Genomic DNA, 22,629 nt, shown 5'->3' with positions numbered 1-22,629 from the left:
TTGATGCCCGCACTCACCCCGGACACGATCCGCTCGGCGACCGAGACCCTGTCTCTTCTTACCGACTACCTGCGAGAGAGCCCCGACCCCGAAGAGGCGCTCGCCCTCGTCGAGCCTCTGCTCGATGAGTACACGGGCCTGCCCGTCCAGCTCGCCGACACCTTGCGCGCCCTCGCCCGTGCCCTCCAGGACCACCCGGACGTCCCGCGCACCCTGGCTGGCGACCTGCTGATCAGCGAGCTGCGCATCGCCGCGTGGGAGCAGGCCGACCAGCACTCCCTCCACGGCGTGCTGGACGGCCTCCAAGAGCTGTACGGCAGTGCCGCCGGGGGCGTGCAGGGGTGCGGCCGGTGCCGGTGAGCGAACGGCAGCTCGCTGCCTTCGCCGACAAGCACGCCTGGCGGATCCCGTTCGACACCATCCCCCGCCACCTCGCCGGCCCCGGCGACGCCCGCCACGTCACCCATGGCCTTGCCGCAGCCGGATGGACCCGCACGTCCGACCCGCTGAGCGCCGAGATCGTCCTGCGCAGCCCCGATCACCGTCACAGCCTGCAGTTCGACCCGCAGTCCGCCACCTCCGCGTGGTGGCGGCTGCGGGCCGAGCCCACCGACACCGAGCCGGGCTGGTACGCCGAGTTCGGCGAACTCGTCCCCGCCGAGATCCTCGGCAGCCTCACCGACGCCCTCGTCGCGCCGCCACCCACCCTGTCGGCGGACCCTCTGAACACCCTGGAGGACGCCGGATGGCTGATCGACGGCCGCAGATCAGCCTTCTCCGATCCGCCGGGGTGCACGGTGGAACGCCGAACGGAACAGGGCGACGCCACCGTGCCCTGGGGCGTGTCGGCCCGCGTCTCCTGGCACGTGGAAGCGCACGATCCCGAGCACAGCTCCCGGGGACCACGTCTGTGGCACGCCTGGTTCGACGGCCACACCCCCACCCACCTGGTGCACGCCTTCGTCACCGCGCTCGCTGACAGCGCCCCGCTCCAGCGCGGCATGTACGACCGCACCGCCCACCACGGCGTCGTGCAGAAGCCGAGCCCGCTCACCCCGGAGCAGGTCGTCGAGGCGCACACCGCCCGACTCGCCGGCATCCGCAGGCAGGCCCACCTCGCGCGGCGTCGCCGGCCGGAAGCCGTGACGCCCCCGGTGAGGGAAAGCACCACCCGTTCCACCGCTCGCCGCTGATCCCGATAGGACACCTCACCATTTCTCCCGATCCCGCCGCTCACCGCGAGTTGCTGCGTCACCTCGACGGCTTCGTCGGTGACAGCAAGAAGATCCTCGACGCCTGGGACGCGTACTCCGACGAGCACACCGGTCTCGACGGCTGGCCGTACGACGACCACGCCTACGGGGTGCGCAAGAGCCAGCGCGACGCCGACACGGCGGCTGCGTTCGAGACCGTGCGCGCCGGTGCCCGCTACCTGCTGGCCACAGCCGAGATTCAGCTCGCCCACCTGCCCGCCCACGCAGTGCGGAGCCACTGGGGGTGGCAGCTCGGCGTCCTGCGTGACGCGCTCGACCGCCTGGATGAGCTACACGGCGAGTGGGTCCAGACCCGTGAAAGCCTTCCCGCCGCCGCCCGGTCAGGTACCCCGGCCTTCGACGACGTCCTCGCCGAGCACCACGCCGAATGCTGGAGCTATCTCGACACCTGGGCCACTCACGGCGACGTCGTCCGGGACATCAACTCCGCAGCCCGGCACGCGCCCACGCCATCGGTCCCGTCGCCGACCGTGACCGCGGTCCCGGCGTCCAACCGTGCCAAGCCGGGGCGGAGGTGACCGTGCCCAAGTCCCCCGACATCGTGGACGTCGACTTCATCGCCCCTCGCCACCTGGCAGGCGGCGGAGATCCCGCCTGGATCACCGTCCCCCTCCATCGGGCCTGCGGCTGGAGCTACGGCCACGACCCCCTGATGCCGCGCGTCATCTTCTCCAGCCCCGACCAGAAGGCTCTCCTCCGGCTCGAGCCCGACCCCGACGGCCAGTGGTGGACGCTCCATCACGCCCACCAGCCGGACCGGCCCGCCTGGTACGCGAGCTTCGGTGCACGCACCCCGGTCGAGATCATCGCTGGATTCATCGACGCCCTGACCGACCCCGCCGCGACCGCATCTGCCGAGGCCGACCCGTATGAACCGCTCCAGCGGCTCGCCTGGTCGCCCCCCACCACCGGGGGCGACGGCCTCGTGTCGCCCGACGGCACCGCGTACGTCGAGCGCCTGGGCAGCGCGCAGGAACCAGGCGCCTGGTTCGTCACCGCCACGCTCGGCCCGGACCGGCAGCCGGTGTGGCAGGCCCGCTTCGGCGAGCACACCCCGCCGCACCTGATCACCGCGTTCACCACCGCGCTCGCCGATCCGAACCCTGTGCTGCGCACCGGCAGCATGCGCAGTCTCCCGACGCGCAGCCCGGACGCGGTCACCCGCACGCGCCGGGAGGTTCCGGCCGTGCAGGTCGCCTCGGCCCTGGAAGAACGCGTCCACGCCCTCGCCGCCCGCCGCGCCAGCACGTCGGCGAGTCCGAGCGCCCTGCGACGGTCACCGGACAAGAACCGCCGCAGCCGCTAACCCCTTCGTCCCCCGCCCGGAAGCATGGAGCCCTTTGCCACCCTCCTCCAACAGTTCCTCCGACGGGTACGACATCGTCTTCCGTCTCCTTCTCGGAGTGCTCGGCGTCGTCGTCCCGCTGTCCCATCTCGCCTGGCTGTCCGGCAACATCACCGCGTGGCTGACCGTCGACCACTGGGCGCCTTACCAGCCGACCGCCGCCCTCCTCCACCCTGATCAGCTCTGGCCCCAGGTGGGAGAAGCGTCCCTGCTTGTCGGCGCTCGGATCGTCCCGATCGCAGCGCTGCTCGCGCTCGGCGCTGCGGCCGGCGTCCTGTGGTCCCGCTACAAGACCAGCGGCAGCGGCCGGAAGAAGATCACCGGCATGGCCAAGGCCAGGGACATCGAACCGCTGATGGCCAAGGCGATCACCGCCAAGGCCCGCTCCCTGCGCCCGAGCCTGAAGGCCGCCAAGCACATCGACGCCAAGGACACCGGCATCCTCCTCGGCAACCTGCAAGGCACCCGTCACGAGGTTCGCATGGGATACGAGGACGTCGCCGTCGCGATCATGGCTCCACGATCCGGCAAGACCACCAGCCTCGCGATCCCGTCCATCCTCGCCGCCCCCGGCCCGGTCCTACTCACCTCCAACAAGGCCGCCGGTGACGCCTATACCGCCACCCTGGACGCCCGAGCGGCCGTGGGACAGGTCTGGTCGATGGATCCGCAGCAGATCGCGCACGCCGCTCGGGAGATGTGGTGGAATCCCCTCGCCGACGCCAAGACCCTCGACGGCGCAGGCCGGTTGGCCGGCCACTTCCTTGCCGCCTCCGTGGACGCGAGCCAGCAGGGCGACTTCTGGTCCAAGGCCGGCAGCAACATCCTCTCGCAGCTCTTCCTCGCCGCCGCCCTCGACAACCGGCCGATTACGGACGTGATGCAGTGGCTGGCCTTCCCCGCCGATCGCACCCCGCTCGACGTTCTGCGCGACCACGGCTTCGCCGCGGTCGCCGCGCAGCTCAAGGGCACCGTGGAAGGCCCGCCGGAGACACGGGACGGCATTTACGAGACCGCCCGCCAGTACGCCGCCGCGCTGCTGAACAGCGAGATCGCCGCGTGGGTCACCCCACAGAAGGATGTCCCCGAGTTCCGCCCGTCTCAGTTCGTCGCCTCCACCGACACGCTCTATCTGCTGTCGAAGGATGGCGGCGGCGGTGCCTCGGCGCTGATCGCCGCGTGCGCGGACTCCGTGATGCGGGCCGCCACTGCGCAGGCGGAGCGCGCTGGCGGACGCCTGGATCCGCCGATGCTGGCGATCCTCGACGAGGCCGCCAACGTGTGCAAGATCAGCGACCTGCCGGACCTGTACTCCCACCTAGGGTCACGCGGGATCATCCCGATCACGATCCTGCAGTCCTATCGCCAGGGCCAGAAGGTCTGGGGGGACGCGGGCATGGACGCCATGTGGTCGGCCTCCACCGTGAAGGTGATCGGCTCCGGTATCGATGACCCGGACTTCGCCGACAAGCTGTCCCGGCTGATTGGCGACCATGACGTCGAGACGACCTCCACCTCGCACTCCGAGTCCGGCAAGTCGACCTCCGTGTCGATGCGGCAGGAGCGGATCTTGCCCGCCGACGCGATCCGCGCCCTGCCCAAGGGCACTGCCCTGTGTTTCGCCACCGGTATGCGCGCGGCGATGCTCGACCTGCGCCCGTGGTACCTGGAGCCCGGCGCCGCCGAACTGACCGCCGCCTCGAAGCGGGCCTCCGACGGCATCACCAAGCGGGCCGTCGCCAAGCACACACCGCGGCAGACCGACTTCGGGGCCGCCGCATGATGCCGATACGGCTCCCGGATGGTGCCCGGCTCGCCACCTACATCGACGGTCCTCCACAAGCACCCGTGACGGCAGTCCTCGCGCATGGTCTCTCGGTCACCGCTGCCCTGTGGCGCTCGCACATACCGCTCCTGCTCCGTGAAGGGATGCGCGTCGTGCGCTACGACCAGCGCGCGCACGGCTACTCCACCCGCGGCACCGCCCCGCTGGACCTGAACCAGCTGGCCGACGACCTCGCCCAGGTTCTTGAGACGACAGCGCCACGGGGACCGCTCGTGCTCGCCGGCCACTCCATGGGAGCGATGACGCTCATGCGCCTGGTCGCGCGCCACCCCCACCTCGCGCCCCGTATCCGCGGGCTCGTGCTGATCTCGCCCCCGTACGGCGGCATCAGCACCCGCACGGGCACCGGTCCGGCCCAGTCCTTGCTCACGCTGGGCCGCAACCTTCTCGAATCCGCGTGCACGCACGCGCCGTACCTGCTCGACGCGGTCCGGCGGCGCCTTCCCACCACCAGCCGGTGGGCTCTGCTTTCCCCCGCACAGCCGACGTCCGGTGCGCTGCCGTTGCCGTGCCGGCAGGGCCTGCACACCATGGCGACCGGAGACATCGCTGCCCTGTGGCACAACCTCGCCGGCCAGCAGCCCGACCCCGGTCCGCTGCAGCAGCTCGGCGGCCGGGTCCACCTTCTGGCCGGAAGCCTCGACGCCCACATCCCGCCCGAGCAGACCGGTCGTCTTGCCGCCTGTCTGCCCGGCGCCCAGCTGGAGACCATCCCGGACGCCACCCACGCATTGCCCCTGCGTCACGCCCAGCTGGTCACCGACCGAATCTCCCGCTGCGCCTCCATCTCCAACCCGATCTCCCGGAGCACACCGCCCCATGCCTCCGCTCAACCTCCTAGAACAGGCAGAACAACTCCGTGACCTGGGTCGCGAGTTCGAAGCCCTGCACGCACGCGTCCGGGACGTCTCCTACACCCCCGGCACCGACGCGCTGCGCCGGATCAGCCCGCTCCTGCTCAAGGTCCAGGACCTGATGGCCACTGCCCTCGTACGCCTGGGCGCGCTCGACGGCGGCGCGTACGCCGACATCGCCGGCAGCCGCGCCAGCCTGGAGTGCCTAGCCTCGGTCGTGGCAGCTTCCTCCCTGGCCGGCAACGACCTCGCCAGCGCCCTGTACGCCAACCCGTGCGAAGGCGCGCCGTTCGCCGGCTACCCAGCAGACGACGAAGCGGTACGCACCGCTCGCCACGCCGAGGCCATACCGCGCATGACCGGCCACCTCGCCGATGCCGCCCACCAGCTCGACCTGAGCGCGATCGGGTGCCACTACGTCGCCACCGGAATCACCCGCGACCTCGCCGCCGCACAAGAACAAACGAAGTCCGTGCAGCGGACGACCGGCCCCACCACAGCCCCCTCAGCGTCCCGCACACCCCGCGTACGGCGTTGACGCTGCCCCAAGCCGCCGCTAGCCGGACACGCTGACCTTCTCTCCCGCCGAGGACACCGTTGCCTCCTTTCCACCTGTTCGCCCTCCAGCTCGCCGACCGTCTACCCGGCACCTAGACGGCCCTCTACCGTCAGTGCACCCGCGCCGCCGACCAGTTCGCTGACACATGCCGCGTGTGGACGCCGCTGGACGCCCGGCCGGCCATCGCCTTCCGCAGCCCGCGCCGCCTGGCGGGTCACCGACCGCGTCCTGCCCCACTACACCGCTGCGGTCACCAGCGCCCGCGAAGCCACCGCCGCCCTCGCCGCCCGGCGCTCCTCCATCCCCGCACTCCTGCCCGTCCCGCAACCGGACAACTCCCGATCCCGCGCCCGCTGACCGGGCCTCCTCCCCGCCTCCACGCTCCGCCCAAGGATTTCCCATTCGCCCCTCCCCCCAGTTCCGCGCCCTTTCTCTCGGTGCCGGCGTCCAGTCCAGCACCCTGCTCGCCCTGTCCGCCGAAGGCATCCTCCCGAAAATCGACTACGCGATCTTCGCCGACACCGGATGGGAGCCCAAATCCGTCTATGACCATCTCGATCGCCTCGAACGCGAAATAGCCACGCCCGCCGGTATACCTATTCTCCGGGTTTCCTCCGGCAATATTCGCGATGACGCCCTGAACCCGGATCGCCGTTTCGCGTCCATGCCCCTGTACATCCTCAACACGGACGGGCGTCCTGGGATGACCCGGCGCCAGTGCACCGGGGAATACAAGGTGAAGCCCATCAAGAAGAAGATCCGCGATCTTCTCGGCTACCCTTATCCGACTCGGGTACCAAAGGGCGTTTTCGTCGAGCAGTGGATCGGCATATCCACCGACGAATTCCACCGCGCCAAGGACGCCGACGTGAAGTACATGCAGAACCGGCACCCGCTGATCGACATGGGCTGGTCGCGTTCCGACTGCGTCCGCTATCTCACCTCCCTCGATCTGGCCGAAACGCCGAAATCGAGCTGCCTGGGCTGCCCTTTCCACGGCAATGCGCAGTGGCGGCACATCCGCGACAACTCCCCCGCCGAGTGGCAGGACGTCGTGGAATTCGACGCGGCCATCCGCAAGGGCAATGCCCGCGCGAACGCCAGCGGCAATCGGCTGCTGGGCGAAGCGTTCCTGCACCGCTCCCGCGTCCCCCTCGGCCGGGCCCCGATCGACCACGTCACCGCCTCGGAGTGGGCGGCCCTCCAGCAGGAGCTCGCCGACGAGGACGAGTTGGAGCGCGGTGTCGCGGACGGCTGCTCGCCCTGGGCGTGCCGCGGGGATGCGGACGCGCCGGCGCAGGAGGACTTCGGGCTGGCCACGTGATACTCGACCTCTTCGCGGGGCCGGGCGGCTGGAGCAGGGCACTGGGTGTCTTCGGCGTGCGTGACGTGGGGCTGGAGTGGGACGAGTGGGCTTGCAGGACCCGTGCTGCCGCTGGGCAGTTGACGATCCGGACCGACGTGGCGATGTATCCGACGTGGCCCTTCCTTGGCCGGACGCGCGGGCTGATCGCCTCTCCGCCGTGCCAGGCGTGGAGCATGGCCGGCAAACGTCTTGGCCTGGTGGACCAGCCGCTGGTGCATGCGGCGGTCGAGGACCTCGCCGCCGGACGCGACACCCGCGAGCGCCTCCTCGCCGCCTGCCGGGACGAGCGCTCTCTGCTCGCGGCCGAGCCGATGCGCTACCTCCACGCCCTGAACACGGTCGGCGAGCCTGAGTGGGTCGCCATGGAGGAGGTGCCGGACGTCCTGCCGCTGTGGAAGCAGTACGCGGCGATCCTGCGCGGCTGGGGGTTCTCGGTCTGGTACGGGATCCTCAACGCGGCCGACTTCGGTGTTCCGCAGACGCGCAAGCGGGCGATCCTGCTCGCCTCCCGAGTCCGTACGGCGCAGCCTCCCACGCCGACGCATGCCCGGGTCGCCGAGCCCGAATCGCTGTTCGGTCCGGGACGTGCCCGCTGGGTGAGCATGGCCGAGGCCCTGGGGTGGGGGGCGACAGACCGGCCCGTTCCCACCGTCTGTGCCGGGGGCGGGCCCGGCGGCGGCCCCGAACCGTTCCCTTCGGGCTCGCGCAAGACGCTCTCCGATGCCCGGGAGCGGGGCACCTGGATGCCGCGAGCGGACGGAGTGGTCCTGCAGTCCCGCCGCGAAGGCGCGGGGTGGGCGGCGCGGCACGGCGCTCGTGAGAACCGTGCTGCGACCGCCCCGGCGCCGACGTTCACCGCCGAGGCGCATCGCTGGTCCTGGTCTCTGCGCAGCAACAACCAGGCCAACGCCACTGTCCGGTCCATCGAGGAGCCGGCAGGCACGCTGTTCTTCGGGCACCGCGCGAACGAATGCACCTGGGTCGCCGAACCGGTCTCGGCGCCGACGAAGGACACGGACGCGCCGGCAGTGCCGGAGCCGATCCGGATCACCGCTCGCGAGGCCGGCCTCCTGCAGACCTTCCCCGGCGATTACCCGTGGGCGGGGAACAAGGGCCAGCAGTTCTCGCAGATCGGCAACGCGGTCCCGCCGTTGCTCGCCGGCCACCTCCTCGCCCCGCATCTCGGCGTCACCCTCGACCCGAACGACTTCACCCTGGCTGCCTGATGTCCCTCAGCCCCGAACCCGACGAGGACGACCTCGACACGATCCCGGCGCCGCAGCCGGTGTTCCACGTCGAGCAGGCCCTCCTCGGTGCGCTTCTTCTCGATCCGCACCGTCTCGGCGAAGTGACCGGGGTCTGCGCCGGCTCGTTCTCCACCGCCGCGCACTCCGCCCTGTTCGCCGCGATCAGCACCCTGCCTCCGCCCGACCCGGCCGAGCACGCGAAGAACACCACGTGGCTCAACCAGGTACTTGCCGCAAGTCGGGAGCAGGCACGCGGACTGACCGCTTCCTATCTGCACACCCTCATCCAGGTCTGCCCCTGGCCCCGCCACGCACCCGCCTACGCTCGGATGGTCGAGGCCGAACACGCCCGCCGCCGGCTGCGGGCCGCCGCCGAGCACCTCCTCCAGACCATCCAGGACGGCTCCCTCCCGCACCCCGTCCAGACGGTGCTCGCCGAGGCCGACACGCTCGCCGCAGTCGTGGACAACATCGCAGCACGCTTCCCGCCACGCGCCGGGGTCCTGCCACGCACCCCGCCACCCCCGCCGGCCATCGCACCCGACTATGCCGAGGCGGCGCAGGAGGAGCAGTTGCTTCTCGCTACCGCCACCGCCCACCCCGCGGGCATCGAGTCCGTACGGTGGCTGCTCCCCGAGGACTTCACCCAGCCGCTGCACGCCGGCCTGTGGCAGTGCCTGACCGCCCTGGACCGCCGCCACGAGCCCGTCGATCCCGTCACCGTCCTATGGGAAGCCCAGCAGCGCGGTCTTCTTGAGCACGGCAGCGAACCCGGCGACGTGCTCCGTCTTCTCGCCGAACCGGCCGGCTCCGTAGAGCACTGGGCTGAACGCGCCCTGCAGCGCTCCCTCCTGGCCACCGCCGACCACGCCGGCCGCCGCATCGAGGCGTACGCCGGCGACCCGGCGAACACACCGTTCCAGCTTGTCGTCGGTGCCCGCCGGTCCCTCGCCGACCTCGGCGCCATCCGCGCCCGCTGGCAGCACGCCACCGGACGGATCCTTCCGCAGCGCCCGCGCCCCGCGCCTACCACCCGCGCGGGCCCCCCGACCACCACGGCCGCCCGCACTGCTCGCGCCACCCGATAGCCCCCGCATACGCCGGTGGCCGGGCCCGAAGGCCCGGCCACCGGCACAGGAGACGACACCCACACGTGACCACCGCCCTGCTCATCGACGCGCACGTCCGCCTCGACACCCACCCCACCCACCCCAGTGCCGTGACCGCCGTCCTGACCGGCTCCCAGGCGCACATCCCCCACGTGGGCCTGGAGGCCGCCAACTGGACCGCCGTGGCCAAGAACACCCTGGTCCTGGCCCGCATCGATCACGAGGAGCCTTACTGGGCCGAAAAGGCGGCCCAGCAACTGGCCGCTGACGGGGTCAGCGTCGAGATCACCCCCCGGCTCCGGGAAGCCATGGCCGAAGAATGGACCTGGGCCGACTATCCGATGCCCTGGTGCACCCGCAGCGAGATCCGCGAGGTCTCCGACGCGGCCCAGAAGATCTATGACGACATCCGCCATGGCCAGCTCCTCATCCACGCTCACGCCGAGGACGGCCACACCACCGTCGCGGTCGGCACCTACCTCGGCAGCGGCAAGAGCGTCTATCTCCACGGCGAGAACCATCTGCGGCAGGTCGCCGACTCCTTCGACTCGCCCGCCCAGGCCCTGGTCGCCTTCGAGAAGGTCCACGGCGCCGCCATGCGGCCCGGCCCCGCGCCCATGACCGACACCGAACGCGCCGCCGCCCAAGCCCGAACGTCCCCACCCGCCACCGAACCTGAGCCTCCACGCCCACAGCCGGAAACGGTCCCCGCATACGCGGCTGATGCCGGCGACCACGATGCTCTGCTGGAGGCATTCCTCGACGCCCACGGTGACTGGGAGAAGTGGCGGACCTGGTCGGACGAGACGACCCACGCCATCCACGAATCCCAGACCCTGCGCATCGAGCGCGTCCACGAAGCCCACCCCCGCGAGACCGCCTGGACCATCGCCGCGTACGAGACGCCCGTCTCCGACCGCATGTGGGTCCTCACCGCGACCGGCGCCACTCCGGCCCCCGTACTGCAGGAACTGCTGGGTCACCTCGCCGACGGCGACGGCTGGGACACGGCCGTCGGTGCCCCGGTGGACGAGAAGACCGTCGCCGCCGCCACGCAGCCCCTGTCCGAGGCCGGGTGGAAGCACACGGTGGACGGGGAATGGATCGGCTGGACGTCCCCTGCGGGGGACGCAGGGGTCCGGTTCGACGCTTTCGCCGCCCAGCACCCGAGCCAGAACCTCGCCACCTGGACCGTCTGGGCCGGTCCAGATCCCGACCGACCCACCTGGGCCCTCACCGCATCCCCGCACACGCCCAGCTCGCTACTCGCCGACCTCGCTGAGAACCTCGCCCACGCAACCGGCACCCGCCAGAGGCAGCTAACGAGCCGCGAACGCAGGACGAGCCTCGACACGGCCCTGCAGGCCATCCCGGCGGTCCCAGCCAGCCCCGCTGCCAGCCGTACACCCTGATCACCGGTAGTCAGGGCGCCGCACCGCCTCGGCGGAGTCGAGTCGGCGGCATAGGTGGTCCAGATGCGGCGGTTGGCAGGACCGCCGAGTGCCACCGCCATTGCTTAATTGGGTTTACAACTGTGCGTTGAGACCTGAGCGAGGAGTGCAGCCGAGCCCCGCGCGCGCGGCGAGCGCACGTCGCGACCTGGCTAGGTTCGGAATAACGGCAAGAAGCGCGGACCACCCCCACGCGCGCGGGGAGCGCGCTACAGTGCTTGAGGTGGCGACCCTATTAACTTGACGCATGCCTGACCGTTGAACGGGCAGTGGCGAGTTCATAGTTTGCCGCCAACGAAAGTGCGGGATCACGCCCGGGCAAGGCGTGACCCCCAAGGACGGGTTCGTGAGACCCGGCCAGCTGGCCGCGTATGCGGTCAGCGAAGGGCGACTAGGGACCGGCTATAGGCCGTGGCGCCTCCTCCAGTCGCTGAACCAGTGGGCAACAGCTCGACCGGCCAGCGCTGACAGGAAGGTGAGCAAGACCTTTGCTGGTCCCTTCCCCTTGTCGCGAGACTCCCCGTCGTTCATGTGTGCCTCCAATGCACCAATGGGGGTGGCATGGCCACGAACTCATGTGCCGATGCTTGGAGTTGCACGCGCCGGACGGGCCGACATCGCAGAGACGACGATATGCCTTGTGGTCGAGCCGGAGAACCGCCTTCCCGAGAAGTCTGAAATCTCACTCCTTCCCCCGTATGCAGTCATAAGGACCGTTGGATTGCGCGCCCAGCGCGCCACAACGCGCATACAGCGCGCAATGGAGAGCCGAGGCCATCCCCCCGGCCGGGAACTTTCACAAGCGGATGAAGCCCGTCCGCCTTTTGTCGAATGTGCGTTCAGAAGGGGGGTGCGTCGTGGCCCGCCTGTAGCACCCAAGGGCGCGACCGGCAGAGGCGAGCACCCTCGTACGACGGCGCCTTCGATCAACGTCCACTCCGGGACTCGGCGCGTTGCGGCACGGACTTGGTACTTTCGGGCGCATGACGCTGCGTTCGGTCGATCTGCGTAGAGAGCCCGTGGAAGCCGTACTGGACCGCGTGGAGCGGTCGCTTGGGGTACGCCTGGATCACGAGCTTGTGGTGCGGAAGCGCCGTTCTGTCGGGGCACGTACGGACCGCGGTACGTGGGTGCGCATCGAGCGGCGTGGGCTCGACCGGATCGGGGTTCAGGGCGGGGATGGCACCGCGTCCGCCGAGGCCCTGCTCGGGATCGCGAAGCCGGCCTGGCTTGCCGGCGTCGCGTGGCGGGACGAGAAGGAGCCGGTGATGTGGCGAGCGGACGAGACGGAGCTGCTGCCCGGGGCGCCGGTGGGCAGCGCCGTGGTGACGGAAGATCCGCGGCTGACCGAGGAGTGGTGGGCCGCGATGAACGCCTCTCTGGATGCCCTCGCTGCGCAGCACACGAACCGGATCGCGACACCGGATACCGAGACGCTCACGCAGGAACTCATCAGGGGAACCATCCACAGCGTCTTCCCCGGTGTTGATACGGCCGTCGTGGAATGGTGTCCGGCCCATGCCGATTTCAACTGGGCGAACATGACGGCTCCGGTGTTCTGCGTGTTCGACTGGGAGGACTGGGGCATGGCCCCGCGGGGCCTGGACGCGGCGAATCTGTGGGGCGCCTCCCTCGCCGTCCCGGCCCTGGCCGACCGCGTCCGCAGCAAGCGGCGTGACGATCTGGAGAGCCGGGACGGCAAGCTGATGACGCTGTTCGTCGCCGCGAAAGTCCTCGGCCCTTACGCCCACCCGGACGACCCCCGGCTGGGGGCCGCCCGGGAGACGGCGCAGCGAGTGGTGATGGAACTTCAGGCGGGCTGACGGCGGGCCCGGAGGAGCTGCCGGTACTCCCGCACCACTTGGTCGTCGACCTCGTACGCCAGGGCGCTGGCCAGTTCCCGTAGGTGATCGACGTTGTCCGTGCCGACCGCGACCGCGTCGGCACTCGGCAGGTCGTAGGCGGAGCGGAACGCGGCCTGAACCCTCGTGGCTGGCGGGGAGCCCCGTAGGAAGATCTGCGGGTCGAACTTCCCCCACACCGCCTCGGTCGTACTGCCGCCGAAGGGGCTCATGCCCCACACCTGCGACGGTCGCCACCGCGCCACCAGGGCCTCGGCCGCTTCAAGGACATCGACACCCACCAGCAGCCCTGCCCGGACCATGAGGACATCAGGGCGGGGTGCGTCCAGGTCCACGAGCGGGCGGGGGTCCCAGCTGGATACGCCCCATCCCCCGCACAGTCCACTCTGCGCGGCGTCGGACAAGACCGCGCACGCCTGCGTGAACGTCTCGGCGTCTGGGTGGGAGTGCTCTGGGTTGTGGAGGAGTACCGCGTCCGGCTCCCGTCCCAGATCCTTCGCGGCCTGCACCACTCCGGCGCGCAGCCGGGCGGGGGCGAGGGAGTGTTGCCCCGGGAAGTATCCGACCTTGGTGGAGACCGAGAACTTCGGTAGGAGGTCGCCGGCCACCGTCTTCAGGGCCTCGTGAGAGCGATGGCGGAGGTAGTTCGAGGCGGTGTCGAGGCGTGCTACGCCGAGATCGGCGGCTGCTTCGAGTACGTCACGGGCGTGACCAGACCGGTATAGCCCGAGGACGATGTTTCCGTCAGCGGTTCGCACAGCCCCTCCGTGATCAGCAGGTCGGCCAGGGTGGTGGTGTCCTCGTCGGCGCCGTCCAGGTAAACCGGGTGACCCGACAGGAGTGCGCGCAGACTTGGTTCCGCGCGCTCATGGAGGGTCAGCCGCTTGCCTCCACCGCTGACTTGGATCGCGTCGCCGGCGCGGACGATGGAGGGGGCGAACTCGGTGACGGCCGCGACCCCCTCCGGTCGGCCGAAGGCGCTCACGTAGGGCATATGGCGTGCGGGCGGGGTGTTGGATCGCAGTTCGCCCAAGTATCGCTCGGGGCTGTAGTTGGCGGCGAGAGCGCTGAGCTTGTCTGTCAGCAGCTTGTGATCGGTTGCTTCGGCGCCCCCCAGGTCGCGGCGGAACGCCTCGTCGGCGCGTGCGGCGTCAGAGAGGAAATTGGCCCACGTGACGCCGGTCCGTTTGGTGAAACCGAACGTCACGTGCAGCGAGTGGCCACCGCTGTCGGAGCCGAGGCGTGTAGCGGTGTGCCAGAAGCCCCGGGGGATGTGCATGACGTCCCCGGCCCGCATGGTGCCCTTCCACAGCACTTCCTCCGAGGGCGTGCGATTACGCTCGGCGTCGCGGTACATCGGCGCCGGCCGGGACGGGCCGCGCACCTCCCACGACTTCTCGCCGGAAAGCTGCACGGCGATGACCTCGTGGTCGTCCCAGTGCAGGTGGAATCCGTCGGTTTCACCGACCGCCAGATACGCGTTGGCTGAGGTCAGTTCACCGGACCACCAGCCCAGGGCCCGGCATGCGACTTCCAGGGTCGGGTCGAAGAAGTCCACGTGGTCCAGGACCACGGTGCCACCGTCCTTGAGGATCCGCCCAAGGGCCGCCATGTCCGCCTGGCTCACGGTCTGCCTGCGCCGGTTGACGTTGGTGGACAGGAACGTGGACGGATGGATCTCGTTGCCCTCGGCGTAGCAGCGCAGCTGCGGATTGGCCAGGTGGCGGCGCTTGATCAGGTCCAGCAGCTTGTGCGGGGTCAACAACCGTATGGGCAGATCCGGGTCCGTGAGACGACCGCGTGCGAACGCGGTCCCCACGGAACCCGGCCCGTCCCAGCCGAGAGCTTTCTCGATGTGGGTGACGAGCCGGTGCTCCATGGGTTCCCCTTACTCCTTCGGGAGGTTCAGGTCACGGTTGTCACCGTCATCGCCCGCGCTGTTCTGCGAGCTGGTGACGTCGGACCGCTCGGACTCGCTGCGGTCGTGCGCCGTCGCCAGTTCCTCCACAGCGATCAGAAGCGCGGGGCTGGTCCCCGATACCTGTGTGGACGCCCTGTCTGCCATCGAAGCTCTCCTCTCAGCCGCTACCGCCCAGCTCCGGGCGAAGGTCTGAGTTAACCCGCGTGCAAGGGATGCCAGTAGAGGCGGATTCGGACAGATGTACGAGATGCGTGCGTCCCAATTGCCGGTTCGGTGGATCACTCAAGGTCGAATCGGCACAGACCAACACATGCCGCAAGGACTCTCTGACGCTGCGCCATGCGCGCCGGGCGGGCCGTGCTGCGCCGGGCCAGCCTTGCTCCTCAGTGCGGGAATGAGCGCGGGCGTGGCGCAACATAGCGCGGGATCGCCGGTTAGCCAAACCGGCGATCCCGCGCATCATTGATAGTCCACCGCCACGACCTGCCCGTACGTCGAAAGGCACTACCCAGACGACCAAGACCAAGCGCGAAGCACTCATGGCCAAGGTGGCGTCAAGCGATCACGCCGCTGCGTAGCTCGCCCGGAACAGATCCTGCGCCCGCTCCACGTCCCTCGGCGTGCGGAGCTGCACCTCCAGGTCACCCGTCCCGTGATGACCGAGACCGGACACATCCCGGGTAAACCCGGGAACGAGTTCTACGTCCTTCGGGTCGACCTTCAGGTAGACCAGGAGCTTGCTCAACTGAGGCGGACAGACGCAGGCGAAGTTCCGCAGACGCTGATACGCCCGGTACGTCTTGCGCTCAACGCGGTTCACGCCGTCCCCGAGACCGAGCAACACCTCGTCGACCGCGTTCGCCAGCTCCACCATCGACGCACCCTGGACGTCGGCTGCCGCCCGCGCGACGGCCTGCCGGTGCACCCGACCGGCTACCTGCATGCCGCCGCTCACGGACGCCACGGTCTCAAGCCCGAGCAGGTCGCTGCCGAAGAGTCGGTAGCGGACCAGATCGATCGACCTCCGGTGCTCGCGCACGGCGTATACGTCTTAGCGGGTGAAGTCGCCGGCGACGCAGATCAGCCTCGGTCCGCGCCACAGGACCTGGGCCGCGGCCGTGACCCCGAGCCGGTCGGCGACCAGGTATTCGAACTCCGCCCGGTGGTCCATGAGCCAGCTGAGGTAGAACAGGCCCTGGTTGATGACGCCCGAGTCGACGCCTCGCTTGTATTCGACGATGACCGGCGACCCGCTCTCGTCCAGCCCGAGCGAATCGATCCGGCCCCCGTGGACCGGCCCCGTGCTGTACTCGCTCGCCAGGAACCGCACCCCCAGCAGCGTCTCCATGTGTGCCTCGACGAGGCTCTGCACATCGGCTTCGATCTCGGCAAGACGCGGCGTGACCTCAGTCACGCCGCCTTTCGTGCTGTAGAGCTTCAGGTTCGACACCGCCCCTCCCATGCACCCAGTGTGGCCGGGACTGAACAGCGGAAGCAGTCGGATTATTTCCGAAGGGGCCCGAACCTGGACCTAGGGACTGGTGGGTCGTTGCCGCTTCGGCTTGGAGTGTTGACAGCAGCCTCACAGGGCGCGAGTCGAGCCATTCGTCACTCCAGCGCTGCAGTAGATCCCGCCGCGTATAGGAGGGCCTGTCCCCATGGCTTCGTATGTTGGCAACGGCGGAAGAGTAACGACCGGCACGGACACGCCAGGGCCGGACTTCGCACCCGACGGATCCGCAGCAAGCAAGGCGGACACCCAGCCGGCGCCACGGTGCGCCTGCACCGATGCACCGCGTGGCCGGAAGACGCGAGCACGGCTGTGACAGGGCCGCCCTCCCCGGCGCTGAGATCAGCGTGATCATTGACGTGACGTACGGGGAGGGCTGGGACGCCGCCTCCCGCATGGTCCTTGGTCCCATCAGCCGGGAGCACGCCGCGAACCGGGACGCTACGGGCGAGCGGTACGCCGTGGTGCTGCGCGAGCGAGGGCGCCCGCAGCCGGTCGCCGTGCTGACCATCGCCTGGGCGCACGACTACCTGGGCGTGTGGGCGTACGACGATCAGGGCCGTCGCACCCGTGAACTCGATCTGCGCCGCTTGGAACCCGATCGGCTCCTCCTCCGCCACATCGCTCAGTGGAGGTACGACAGCGACGACATGGCGGAGTTCGCAGACCGCGCGGGGCGCGTGCTCATCGACCTCTACCCGGACGGCAGGGGCCGGAAGGTGTCCGAACCGAAGGGGATCGGGGGCGGCTCGCTGCACACCCTGGCCGATGTTCCGGACGAACAGCGCTGGGCGTCAGCTCCCGCATTCGGCGACTGGGCGTGGGCGGTGGCCATGGCGACCGACGGGCACGTATCCGGCGTCTCCCTGCGGGACGCACCGGTACAACGTCCTCCCCAGGACGGTCCGGCGGAAGACCGGGAGCACGGTCATGCCACCGCCCCCGGGTGGTGTCCGCCCAGCCCCCTGCGCCCGAGCTACCTCGACGAGATGTTCACGCCCGGCACCCGCTTCACCCCACCGGACACCCAGGCCACCGGCCCGTATGTCGTCGAGCGCGTCGTCGACGCAGGATCGCTACGGCTGCCGACCGGTCGGATCGTCGCCTGCGATCCGGGTTGGCTGGATCCCGGCGAGCCGTTCACGGTGGCCGTACCGCCCGGCAGCTACCGCATGCAGATCGCGACTGCGGCCTACCGGACCGAGCACTGGGGCAAGACACTGGACATGCAGGATTTCACCGCCGCGCGCATCCTCATCTCCGGCAAACCCACGGCGACTTGGGAGCTGGCGCTGCGTCTCGGGGAGGACCCGCGGACGCTGCGCGACGGCGAGTTCTACGGATTCGGCGTGGACACAGGCACCGGCTGCTTCGTCGACGCCGCGGCGGCCGACAGGCTCACCGGCGGAGAGAACACTGTCCCGGACGACGACAGCCCCGACGGCATCGTCGTCCTCGACGACCCGGAGTCCGGCGGCAACCTCATCGTCTACCCAAGCGGCATGGGAGACGGCTCCTACCCGGTGTGGATCGGCCGGGACGCCGACGGGGAGGTCACGTGCCTCGTCGCCGACATGCTGATCCTGCGCCATCAGGAACTGCTGCCGAACCGATCTCAGCAGGACTCGTAGCGGAACTCGCCGGCGCCTCGGCGCGACGGACCGTCGGGCACCCCTCAGGCTCGCATAGCTCTGGAAACAGTGGCCGTCGACGTAACGGGCGGTCGAAAAGGGCTGGTGCGGTTCCCTGCGCCGCAGGGCGTTGGGCTTGGCTTGGACTCGGTGACTCCTCCGCGACTGCGAGATCGTCTGCGCTACCGTCGGGTGCTGTGGAGAGCACTGCGAAACTGGCGGTATTGATCGACGCCGACAACGCCAAGCCCTCGGCTCTGGAGGAGCTGCTGGCAGAGGTCGCCAAGTACGGGACCGCGCACGTCAAGCGGGCCTACGGCGACTGGACCGGAACTCAGCTGAAGGGCTGGAAGGACCAGTTGCTCGCCCAGTCGATCCAGCCGATCCAGCAGTTCGCCTACACCACCGGAAAGAACGCCACCGACTCCGCCATGGTCATAGACGCCATGGACCTGCTGTACTCGGGGCGCTTCGACGGGTTCTGCATCGTCTCCAGCGACAGCGACTTCACCCGCCTCGCGGCCCGCATCCGCGAGTCCGGCCTGACTGTATACGGATTCGGAGAACGCAAGACCCCTAAGCCGTTCGTCGCGGCGTGCGACAAGTTCCTTTACATCGAGAATCTCAAGAGCGCCACCGCCCCGGCTGAGGCGAAACCGGCCGCGCGAGCCACGGCGGTCAAGCTGAAGGGCGACACCGCGCTGGTCAACCTCCTTCGTCAAGCAGTGGAGGCAGCCTCCGACGACGACGGCTGGGCCCACCTCGCGAACGTCGGCCACATCATCACCAAGCAGCGCTCCGACTTCGACTCCCGCACGTACGGCTACACCAAGCTGAGCGACCTCCTGGCCGCCACCACTCTGTTCGAGATGGACCGCCGCACACCCGGCGGCGGAAAGACGGCCGTCATATACGCTCGCGACAAGCGCCACACCGGCAACGGTCCCAAGGAGACAGTGTCAGGGGACTGATCTTCCGGCGCTGCTCAAACCCCTGTTGCCGCCCGCGACATCCGGGTCGACCGACCGGCACACCAGTCGCAGAACGTCACAAATCACCAGTTCGGTGACAGCTTCGCACCCGGCCTCTGATACCGGACGTTGGTCCGGTGGTGCCTCGCACGGGGCGAGAGCCACCGGCTCGTCCACGCTGGGGGAAGGCGCCGATTTTGAGAGGGCGCGATGACGTTCGCTCAGCCGTCGCGCCAACCGGGACCACCGCGGCGGCGCGCCGAAGCTCGACTATGTCATGGCCACGCGGGGAAGGCAGGTGACGGGGGAGAGCACCTACCTGCCTCGGATACGGGCGTACCCGCTCACGAGGGGAGGAACGGGCATCACGGGACCTTTGCATACGGTCCACCTGCTCCAGCGTCCCGGCCCTCCGAAGCGTCACACCCCCGCACTCCCGTGTCCGCCGGATCGGGGTCGGCCATCCGCACCGGTTTCTTGGGCCGCAGCCTGTTGCCTCCGGAGCGGGAAGGCCCGGAGTCTGGGTCTGCCGCCATGTGTCCGCATCGTCTCCTGTCCGACGGTTCGTCCATGACCAGGGCCCACTGTCAGTGCCCGGCGGCACAATCGACCTCATGCGCGACCACCGCAACTTCAGAATGGCCGAGGGCGCAGAAATCGTCGGCCGCCAACGTGATGCGTACGAGATGCGGATCAGCATCCCGCTCGACGAAGACGGCTTCCTCGGACGCCAGTGCCCGGCCTGCTCGCTGCTCTTCCGCATGGACGCGCAGCAGTACGAGGCGCTGCCCGACGACCTCACCCTGTGGTGCGTCTACTGCGGCCACCACGCCGAGCACTCCGAGTTCGTGACCGCCCAGCAGCGCGAACGCCTCATGCAGGCCGTGGGCGACCTCGGCATGCAGATCGTGAGCCGGGAACTGAACCGCGCCTTCAGCGGCCTGTCCCGCCGAAGCTCCCGAGGGAGTGGGGTGTCAATCACCTATCGGTCGCAGCCCTACTACCCCCGTCCCCTGCCAGGCATCAGCGAAGAACGCCTCGCCCGCATCCGCACCTGCCCCGGCTGCCAGGGCCGGTATGCGGTCTTCGGGGAACACCGGTACTGCCCAGTCTGCGGACAACTCCCCGCCGGTTCCGTGGCGTTCGACGCCCTGGAGGCCGACAAGGCGCGACTGGACGCCTTGGAGGCCCTACCGCCCGAAGCCAAGGCGCCGCTGCGCGAGCAAGGGGTCTTCACCCGCAACTGGGTGGACACCATCGAGAACATGGTGGGCGCCGTCGAGTCGCTTGCCTCCGCCACCTTCCGCGCGGCCGTGTCCAATGCGGAGGACCACCTCAGGGGCAAGGGCAACGTCTTCCAGCGCCTCGACGACACGGCGGACCTGTTCGTCGCCGCCGGACACGCGGACATCCGCACCGCTGTCGGGCCCGCGACCTGGCAGCGGCTGACGGAGACCTGGGCGACCCGCCACGTCTTCACGCACAACGACGGGGTCGTGGACGCGCGATACCTGGCCAGAGTCCCCGCGTCCACTGCCCGCGTCGGGCAGCGCCTCGTCGTCACCGGCGAAATGTGCCGCCAGGCGCTCGACGACACCACCACCCTCTGCGAAGCCCTCGTGGCGCTCGCACCCTGACGAATGCGAAGGTGCAGCGATGGACAGTGGGGTGGCTGCCCTGCTGGGTACAGCCGTGGGAGGACTCCTCGGAGCAGGCGGGACACTAGGAGCCGCCGCCCTGACGGGACGGTCTCAGGGACGCAGTCAGCACTCGCAATGGCGACGTCAGGGGCGACGCGAGGTATACAGCAGATTCCTTGAGGCCATCACGGCCCACCAGGAAGCTCTGGGACGTCTATCGTCCATGGCCTACGCCTCCGTCCGGGGAGACCACTCTTCGGAAGAACTCGACACCGCGTGGCAGGAGGTATCCGCGCTCCTGCCGGCAGTGCGCGCCACCGGCCCCATCATCATGGTCGAAGGACCACGCGGCATCGCAGACCTGGTCGCGGCCATCGTGGAACTTGCGACCACCGCCACACACAACGCCAGGTCATATTCCTTGATCCACGCCAAGCGCGCGTACGACGATCCAGCACTTGGCCAACGCTCGCGAGCGGCGTCGATGGCTGCCTCCGAACTCAAAGAGAAGCTTTCAGCCTTCGCAGAGCGGGCGCGAAACGCCCTGGACGCTCCGGACGGGCTTCTCGACGACATCGGCCTCCCAGCACAGCGCTGACCCCGCGCAGGGCCTACAGAGGCCCTGACTTTGCTTTGATCGGGACCGTCGAACGGACCTCCGTCGTGGGGCGGGCTGGCTTCTGACTGGGTCCCGCGCTGCCCAAGAGCCTGGACCACGATGCGAGCCGGGGTCTACTTCATAACCGCCTCGTACCGGTCGAGCACCAGGGCCATCAGCTGGTGCGCGCCTTCAGCCATCAGGTGCGGTGAACGACCGCCCGTATCGCACGTACCCTCGTGGTGTCTACGGCGTCACATAGCGGGCGCCAAACACTGGAGGCAATACCTCGTGCTGATTGCTCAGCGTCCTTCGTTGACCGAAGAGGTCGTCGACGAGTTCCGCTCCCGGTTCGTGATCGAGCCGCTGGAGCCGGGCTTCGGCTACACCCTCGGCAACTCCCTTCGCCGCACGCTCCTCTCCTCGATCCCGGGTGCGGCGGTCACGTCCATCCGTATCGACGGTGTCCTGCACGAGTTCACCACCGTGCCGGGCGTCAAGGAGGACGTCACCGATCTGATCCTCAACATCAAGCAGCTGGTCGTCTCCTCGGAGCACGACGAGCCGGTCGTGATGTACCTGCGCAAGCAGGGCCCGGGTCTGGTCACCGCCGCCGACATCGCGCCTCCGGCCGGTGTCGAGGTACACAACCCCAACCTCGTCCTCGCCACGCTCAACGGCAAGGGCAAGCTGGAGATGGAGCTGACGGTCGAGCGCGGTCGCGGTTACGTCTCCGCCGTGCAGAACAAGCAGGTGGGCCAGGAGATCGGGCGCATCCCGGTCGACTCGATCTATTCGCCGGTTCTGAAGGTCACGTACAAGGTCGAGGCCACGCGTGTCGAGCAGCGTACCGACTTCGACAAGCTGATCGTCGACGTCGAGACCAAGCAAGCGATGCGTCCGCGTGACGCCATGGCCTCCGCCGGTAAGACCCTGGTCGAGCTGTTCGGTCTCGCCCGCGAGCTGAACATCGAGGCCGAGGGCATCGACATGGGCCCGTCCCCCACGGACGCCGCCCTTGCCGCTGATCTGGCGCTGCCGATCGAGGAGCTCGAACTCACCGTCCGTTCGTACAACTGCCTCAAACGTGAGGGCGTCCACTCGGTGGGTGAGCTTCTGGCGCGTTCCGAGGCGGACCTGATGGACATCCGTAACTTCGGTGCGAAGTCCATCGACGAGGTCAAGGCGAAGCTGGCCGGACTGGGCCTGGGCCTCAAGGACAGCCCGCCCGGATTCGACCCCACGGCCGCGGTCGACACCTTCGCCACCAACGACGCGGACACGAGGTTCGTCGAGACCGAGCAATACTGAACGCTCTTCGCTGCCCGCCCAAGCCAGTGTGCCCGGGCGCATTCAGTCGCGCCGGCGTACCAGCTCGGCTGCGACCCCGGGAGCCGTGAGGGGAGCTGCTGCTCTGGGCCAGGCCGACGCGGATGGCCCGCACC

At 69.3% G+C, this 22,629-nt stretch carries 20 protein-coding genes and 1 pseudogene; 17 read left to right on the top strand and 4 right to left on the bottom strand.

What is annotated here, in order from left to right:
* Positions 1-3: 3 nt before the first annotated feature.
* The 12 genes from FVS66_RS20450 to FVS66_RS20395 all read left to right on the top strand — a co-directional run bounded on the left by FVS66_RS20450 (position 4) and on the right by FVS66_RS20395 (position 12,874).
* Positions 4-360, top strand: a complete 357-nt coding sequence (locus FVS66_RS20450; protein ID WP_149182633.1) for a hypothetical protein — start codon at positions 4-6, stop codon at positions 358-360.
* Positions 351-1,193 carry a DUF317 domain-containing protein gene (locus FVS66_RS20445; RefSeq protein WP_149182632.1) on the top strand — a complete coding sequence of 281 codons (843 nt, stop codon included), beginning with the start codon at positions 351-353 and terminating at the stop codon, positions 1,191-1,193. The genes FVS66_RS20450 and FVS66_RS20445 overlap by 10 nt, the downstream gene beginning before the upstream one ends.
* 50 nt (positions 1,194-1,243) lie before the next feature.
* Positions 1,244-1,792: a hypothetical protein gene (locus FVS66_RS20440; RefSeq protein WP_262387106.1), complete on the top strand. Its 549-nt coding sequence runs from the start codon at positions 1,244-1,246 to the stop codon at positions 1,790-1,792.
* Between the two features lie 2 nt (positions 1,793-1,794).
* The gene (locus tag FVS66_RS20435) at positions 1,795-2,580 is read left to right on the top strand and encodes a DUF317 domain-containing protein (RefSeq protein ID WP_149182630.1); all 786 of its coding nucleotides are present in this window, start codon (positions 1,795-1,797) and stop codon (positions 2,578-2,580) included.
* Between the two features lie 34 nt (positions 2,581-2,614).
* Positions 2,615-4,402: a type IV secretory system conjugative DNA transfer family protein gene (locus FVS66_RS20430; protein WP_149182629.1), complete on the top strand. Its 1,788-nt coding sequence runs from the start codon at positions 2,615-2,617 to the stop codon at positions 4,400-4,402.
* 65 nt (positions 4,403-4,467) lie between these two features.
* Positions 4,468-5,328 carry an alpha/beta fold hydrolase gene (locus FVS66_RS20425; RefSeq protein ID WP_187645622.1) on the top strand — a complete coding sequence of 287 codons (861 nt, stop codon included), beginning with the start codon at positions 4,468-4,470 and terminating at the stop codon, positions 5,326-5,328.
* Entirely contained in the window at positions 5,285-5,857 is a 573-nt protein-coding gene (locus tag FVS66_RS20420) for a hypothetical protein (RefSeq protein ID WP_187645621.1), read from the top strand. The genes FVS66_RS20425 and FVS66_RS20420 overlap by 44 nt, the downstream gene beginning before the upstream one ends.
* A gap of 481 nt (positions 5,858-6,338) precedes the next feature.
* Entirely contained in the window at positions 6,339-7,202 is an 864-nt protein-coding gene (locus FVS66_RS20415) for a hypothetical protein (protein WP_187645632.1), read from the top strand.
* Positions 7,199-8,470 carry a DNA cytosine methyltransferase gene (locus FVS66_RS20410; protein ID WP_149182627.1) on the top strand — a complete coding sequence of 424 codons (1,272 nt, stop codon included), beginning with the start codon at positions 7,199-7,201 and terminating at the stop codon, positions 8,468-8,470. Before FVS66_RS20415 ends, FVS66_RS20410 begins: the two co-directional genes overlap by 4 nt.
* The gene (locus FVS66_RS20405) at positions 8,470-9,579 is read left to right on the top strand and encodes a DnaB-like helicase N-terminal domain-containing protein (RefSeq protein ID WP_149182626.1); all 1,110 of its coding nucleotides are present in this window, start codon (positions 8,470-8,472) and stop codon (positions 9,577-9,579) included. The genes FVS66_RS20410 and FVS66_RS20405 overlap by 1 nt, the downstream gene beginning before the upstream one ends.
* A gap of 65 nt (positions 9,580-9,644) precedes the next feature.
* Positions 9,645-11,012, top strand: a complete 1,368-nt coding sequence (locus FVS66_RS20400; RefSeq protein ID WP_149182625.1) for a DUF317 domain-containing protein — start codon at positions 9,645-9,647, stop codon at positions 11,010-11,012.
* Positions 11,013-12,034: 1,022 nt separating this feature from the next.
* Positions 12,035-12,874, top strand: coding sequence for a hypothetical protein (locus FVS66_RS20395; protein WP_187645620.1), 840 nt, complete (start codon positions 12,035-12,037; stop codon positions 12,872-12,874).
* Here FVS66_RS20395 and FVS66_RS20390 read toward each other — a convergent pair.
* From FVS66_RS20390 to FVS66_RS20380, 4 genes and pseudogenes are all read right to left on the bottom strand, one after another.
* The gene (locus FVS66_RS20390) at positions 12,862-13,671 is read right to left on the bottom strand and encodes an aldo/keto reductase (RefSeq protein ID WP_149182624.1); all 810 of its coding nucleotides are present in this window, start codon (positions 13,669-13,671) and stop codon (positions 12,862-12,864) included. The genes FVS66_RS20395 and FVS66_RS20390 overlap by 13 nt on opposite strands.
* Positions 13,581-14,792, bottom strand: a complete 1,212-nt coding sequence (locus tag FVS66_RS20385; RefSeq protein WP_149182623.1) for a JmjC domain-containing protein — start codon at positions 14,790-14,792, stop codon at positions 13,581-13,583. The genes FVS66_RS20390 and FVS66_RS20385 overlap by 91 nt, the downstream gene beginning before the upstream one ends.
* A gap of 9 nt (positions 14,793-14,801) precedes the next feature.
* The gene (locus tag FVS66_RS35145) at positions 14,802-14,978 is read right to left on the bottom strand and encodes a hypothetical protein (protein WP_187645619.1); all 177 of its coding nucleotides are present in this window, start codon (positions 14,976-14,978) and stop codon (positions 14,802-14,804) included.
* Between the two features lie 418 nt (positions 14,979-15,396).
* Positions 15,397-16,284: pseudogene (locus FVS66_RS20380) on the bottom strand (DUF5655 domain-containing protein).
* A 347-nt stretch (positions 16,285-16,631) separates the two neighbouring features.
* Here FVS66_RS20380 and FVS66_RS20375 point away from each other — a divergent pair.
* From FVS66_RS20375 to FVS66_RS20355, 5 genes are all read left to right on the top strand, one after another.
* Positions 16,632-17,975 (top strand): DUF4241 domain-containing protein, encoded by a 1,344-nt coding sequence (locus FVS66_RS20375; protein WP_222946961.1) that lies wholly within the window; start codon positions 16,632-16,634, stop codon positions 17,973-17,975.
* Between the two features lie 197 nt (positions 17,976-18,172).
* The gene (locus tag FVS66_RS20370) at positions 18,173-18,946 is read left to right on the top strand and encodes an NYN domain-containing protein (RefSeq protein ID WP_149182621.1); all 774 of its coding nucleotides are present in this window, start codon (positions 18,173-18,175) and stop codon (positions 18,944-18,946) included.
* 614 nt (positions 18,947-19,560) lie between these two features.
* Positions 19,561-20,583, top strand: a complete 1,023-nt coding sequence (locus FVS66_RS20365) for a hypothetical protein (RefSeq protein ID WP_149182620.1) — start codon at positions 19,561-19,563, stop codon at positions 20,581-20,583.
* Positions 20,584-20,809: 226 nt separating this feature from the next.
* Positions 20,810-21,184: a hypothetical protein gene (locus FVS66_RS20360; RefSeq protein ID WP_149182619.1), complete on the top strand. Its 375-nt coding sequence runs from the start codon at positions 20,810-20,812 to the stop codon at positions 21,182-21,184.
* A 291-nt stretch (positions 21,185-21,475) separates the two neighbouring features.
* Positions 21,476-22,495: a DNA-directed RNA polymerase subunit alpha gene (locus tag FVS66_RS20355; RefSeq protein WP_149182618.1), complete on the top strand. Its 1,020-nt coding sequence runs from the start codon at positions 21,476-21,478 to the stop codon at positions 22,493-22,495.
* The last annotated feature ends 134 nt before the right edge of the window (positions 22,496-22,629 follow it).

This window comes from Streptomyces sp. TRM49041 (assembly GCF_008271805.1).
Taxonomy (GTDB): domain Bacteria; phylum Actinomycetota; class Actinomycetes; order Streptomycetales; family Streptomycetaceae; genus Streptomyces.
The sequence above is the reverse complement of the archived record's forward strand: the minus strand, read 5'-3'. Positions and strand labels throughout refer to the sequence as shown.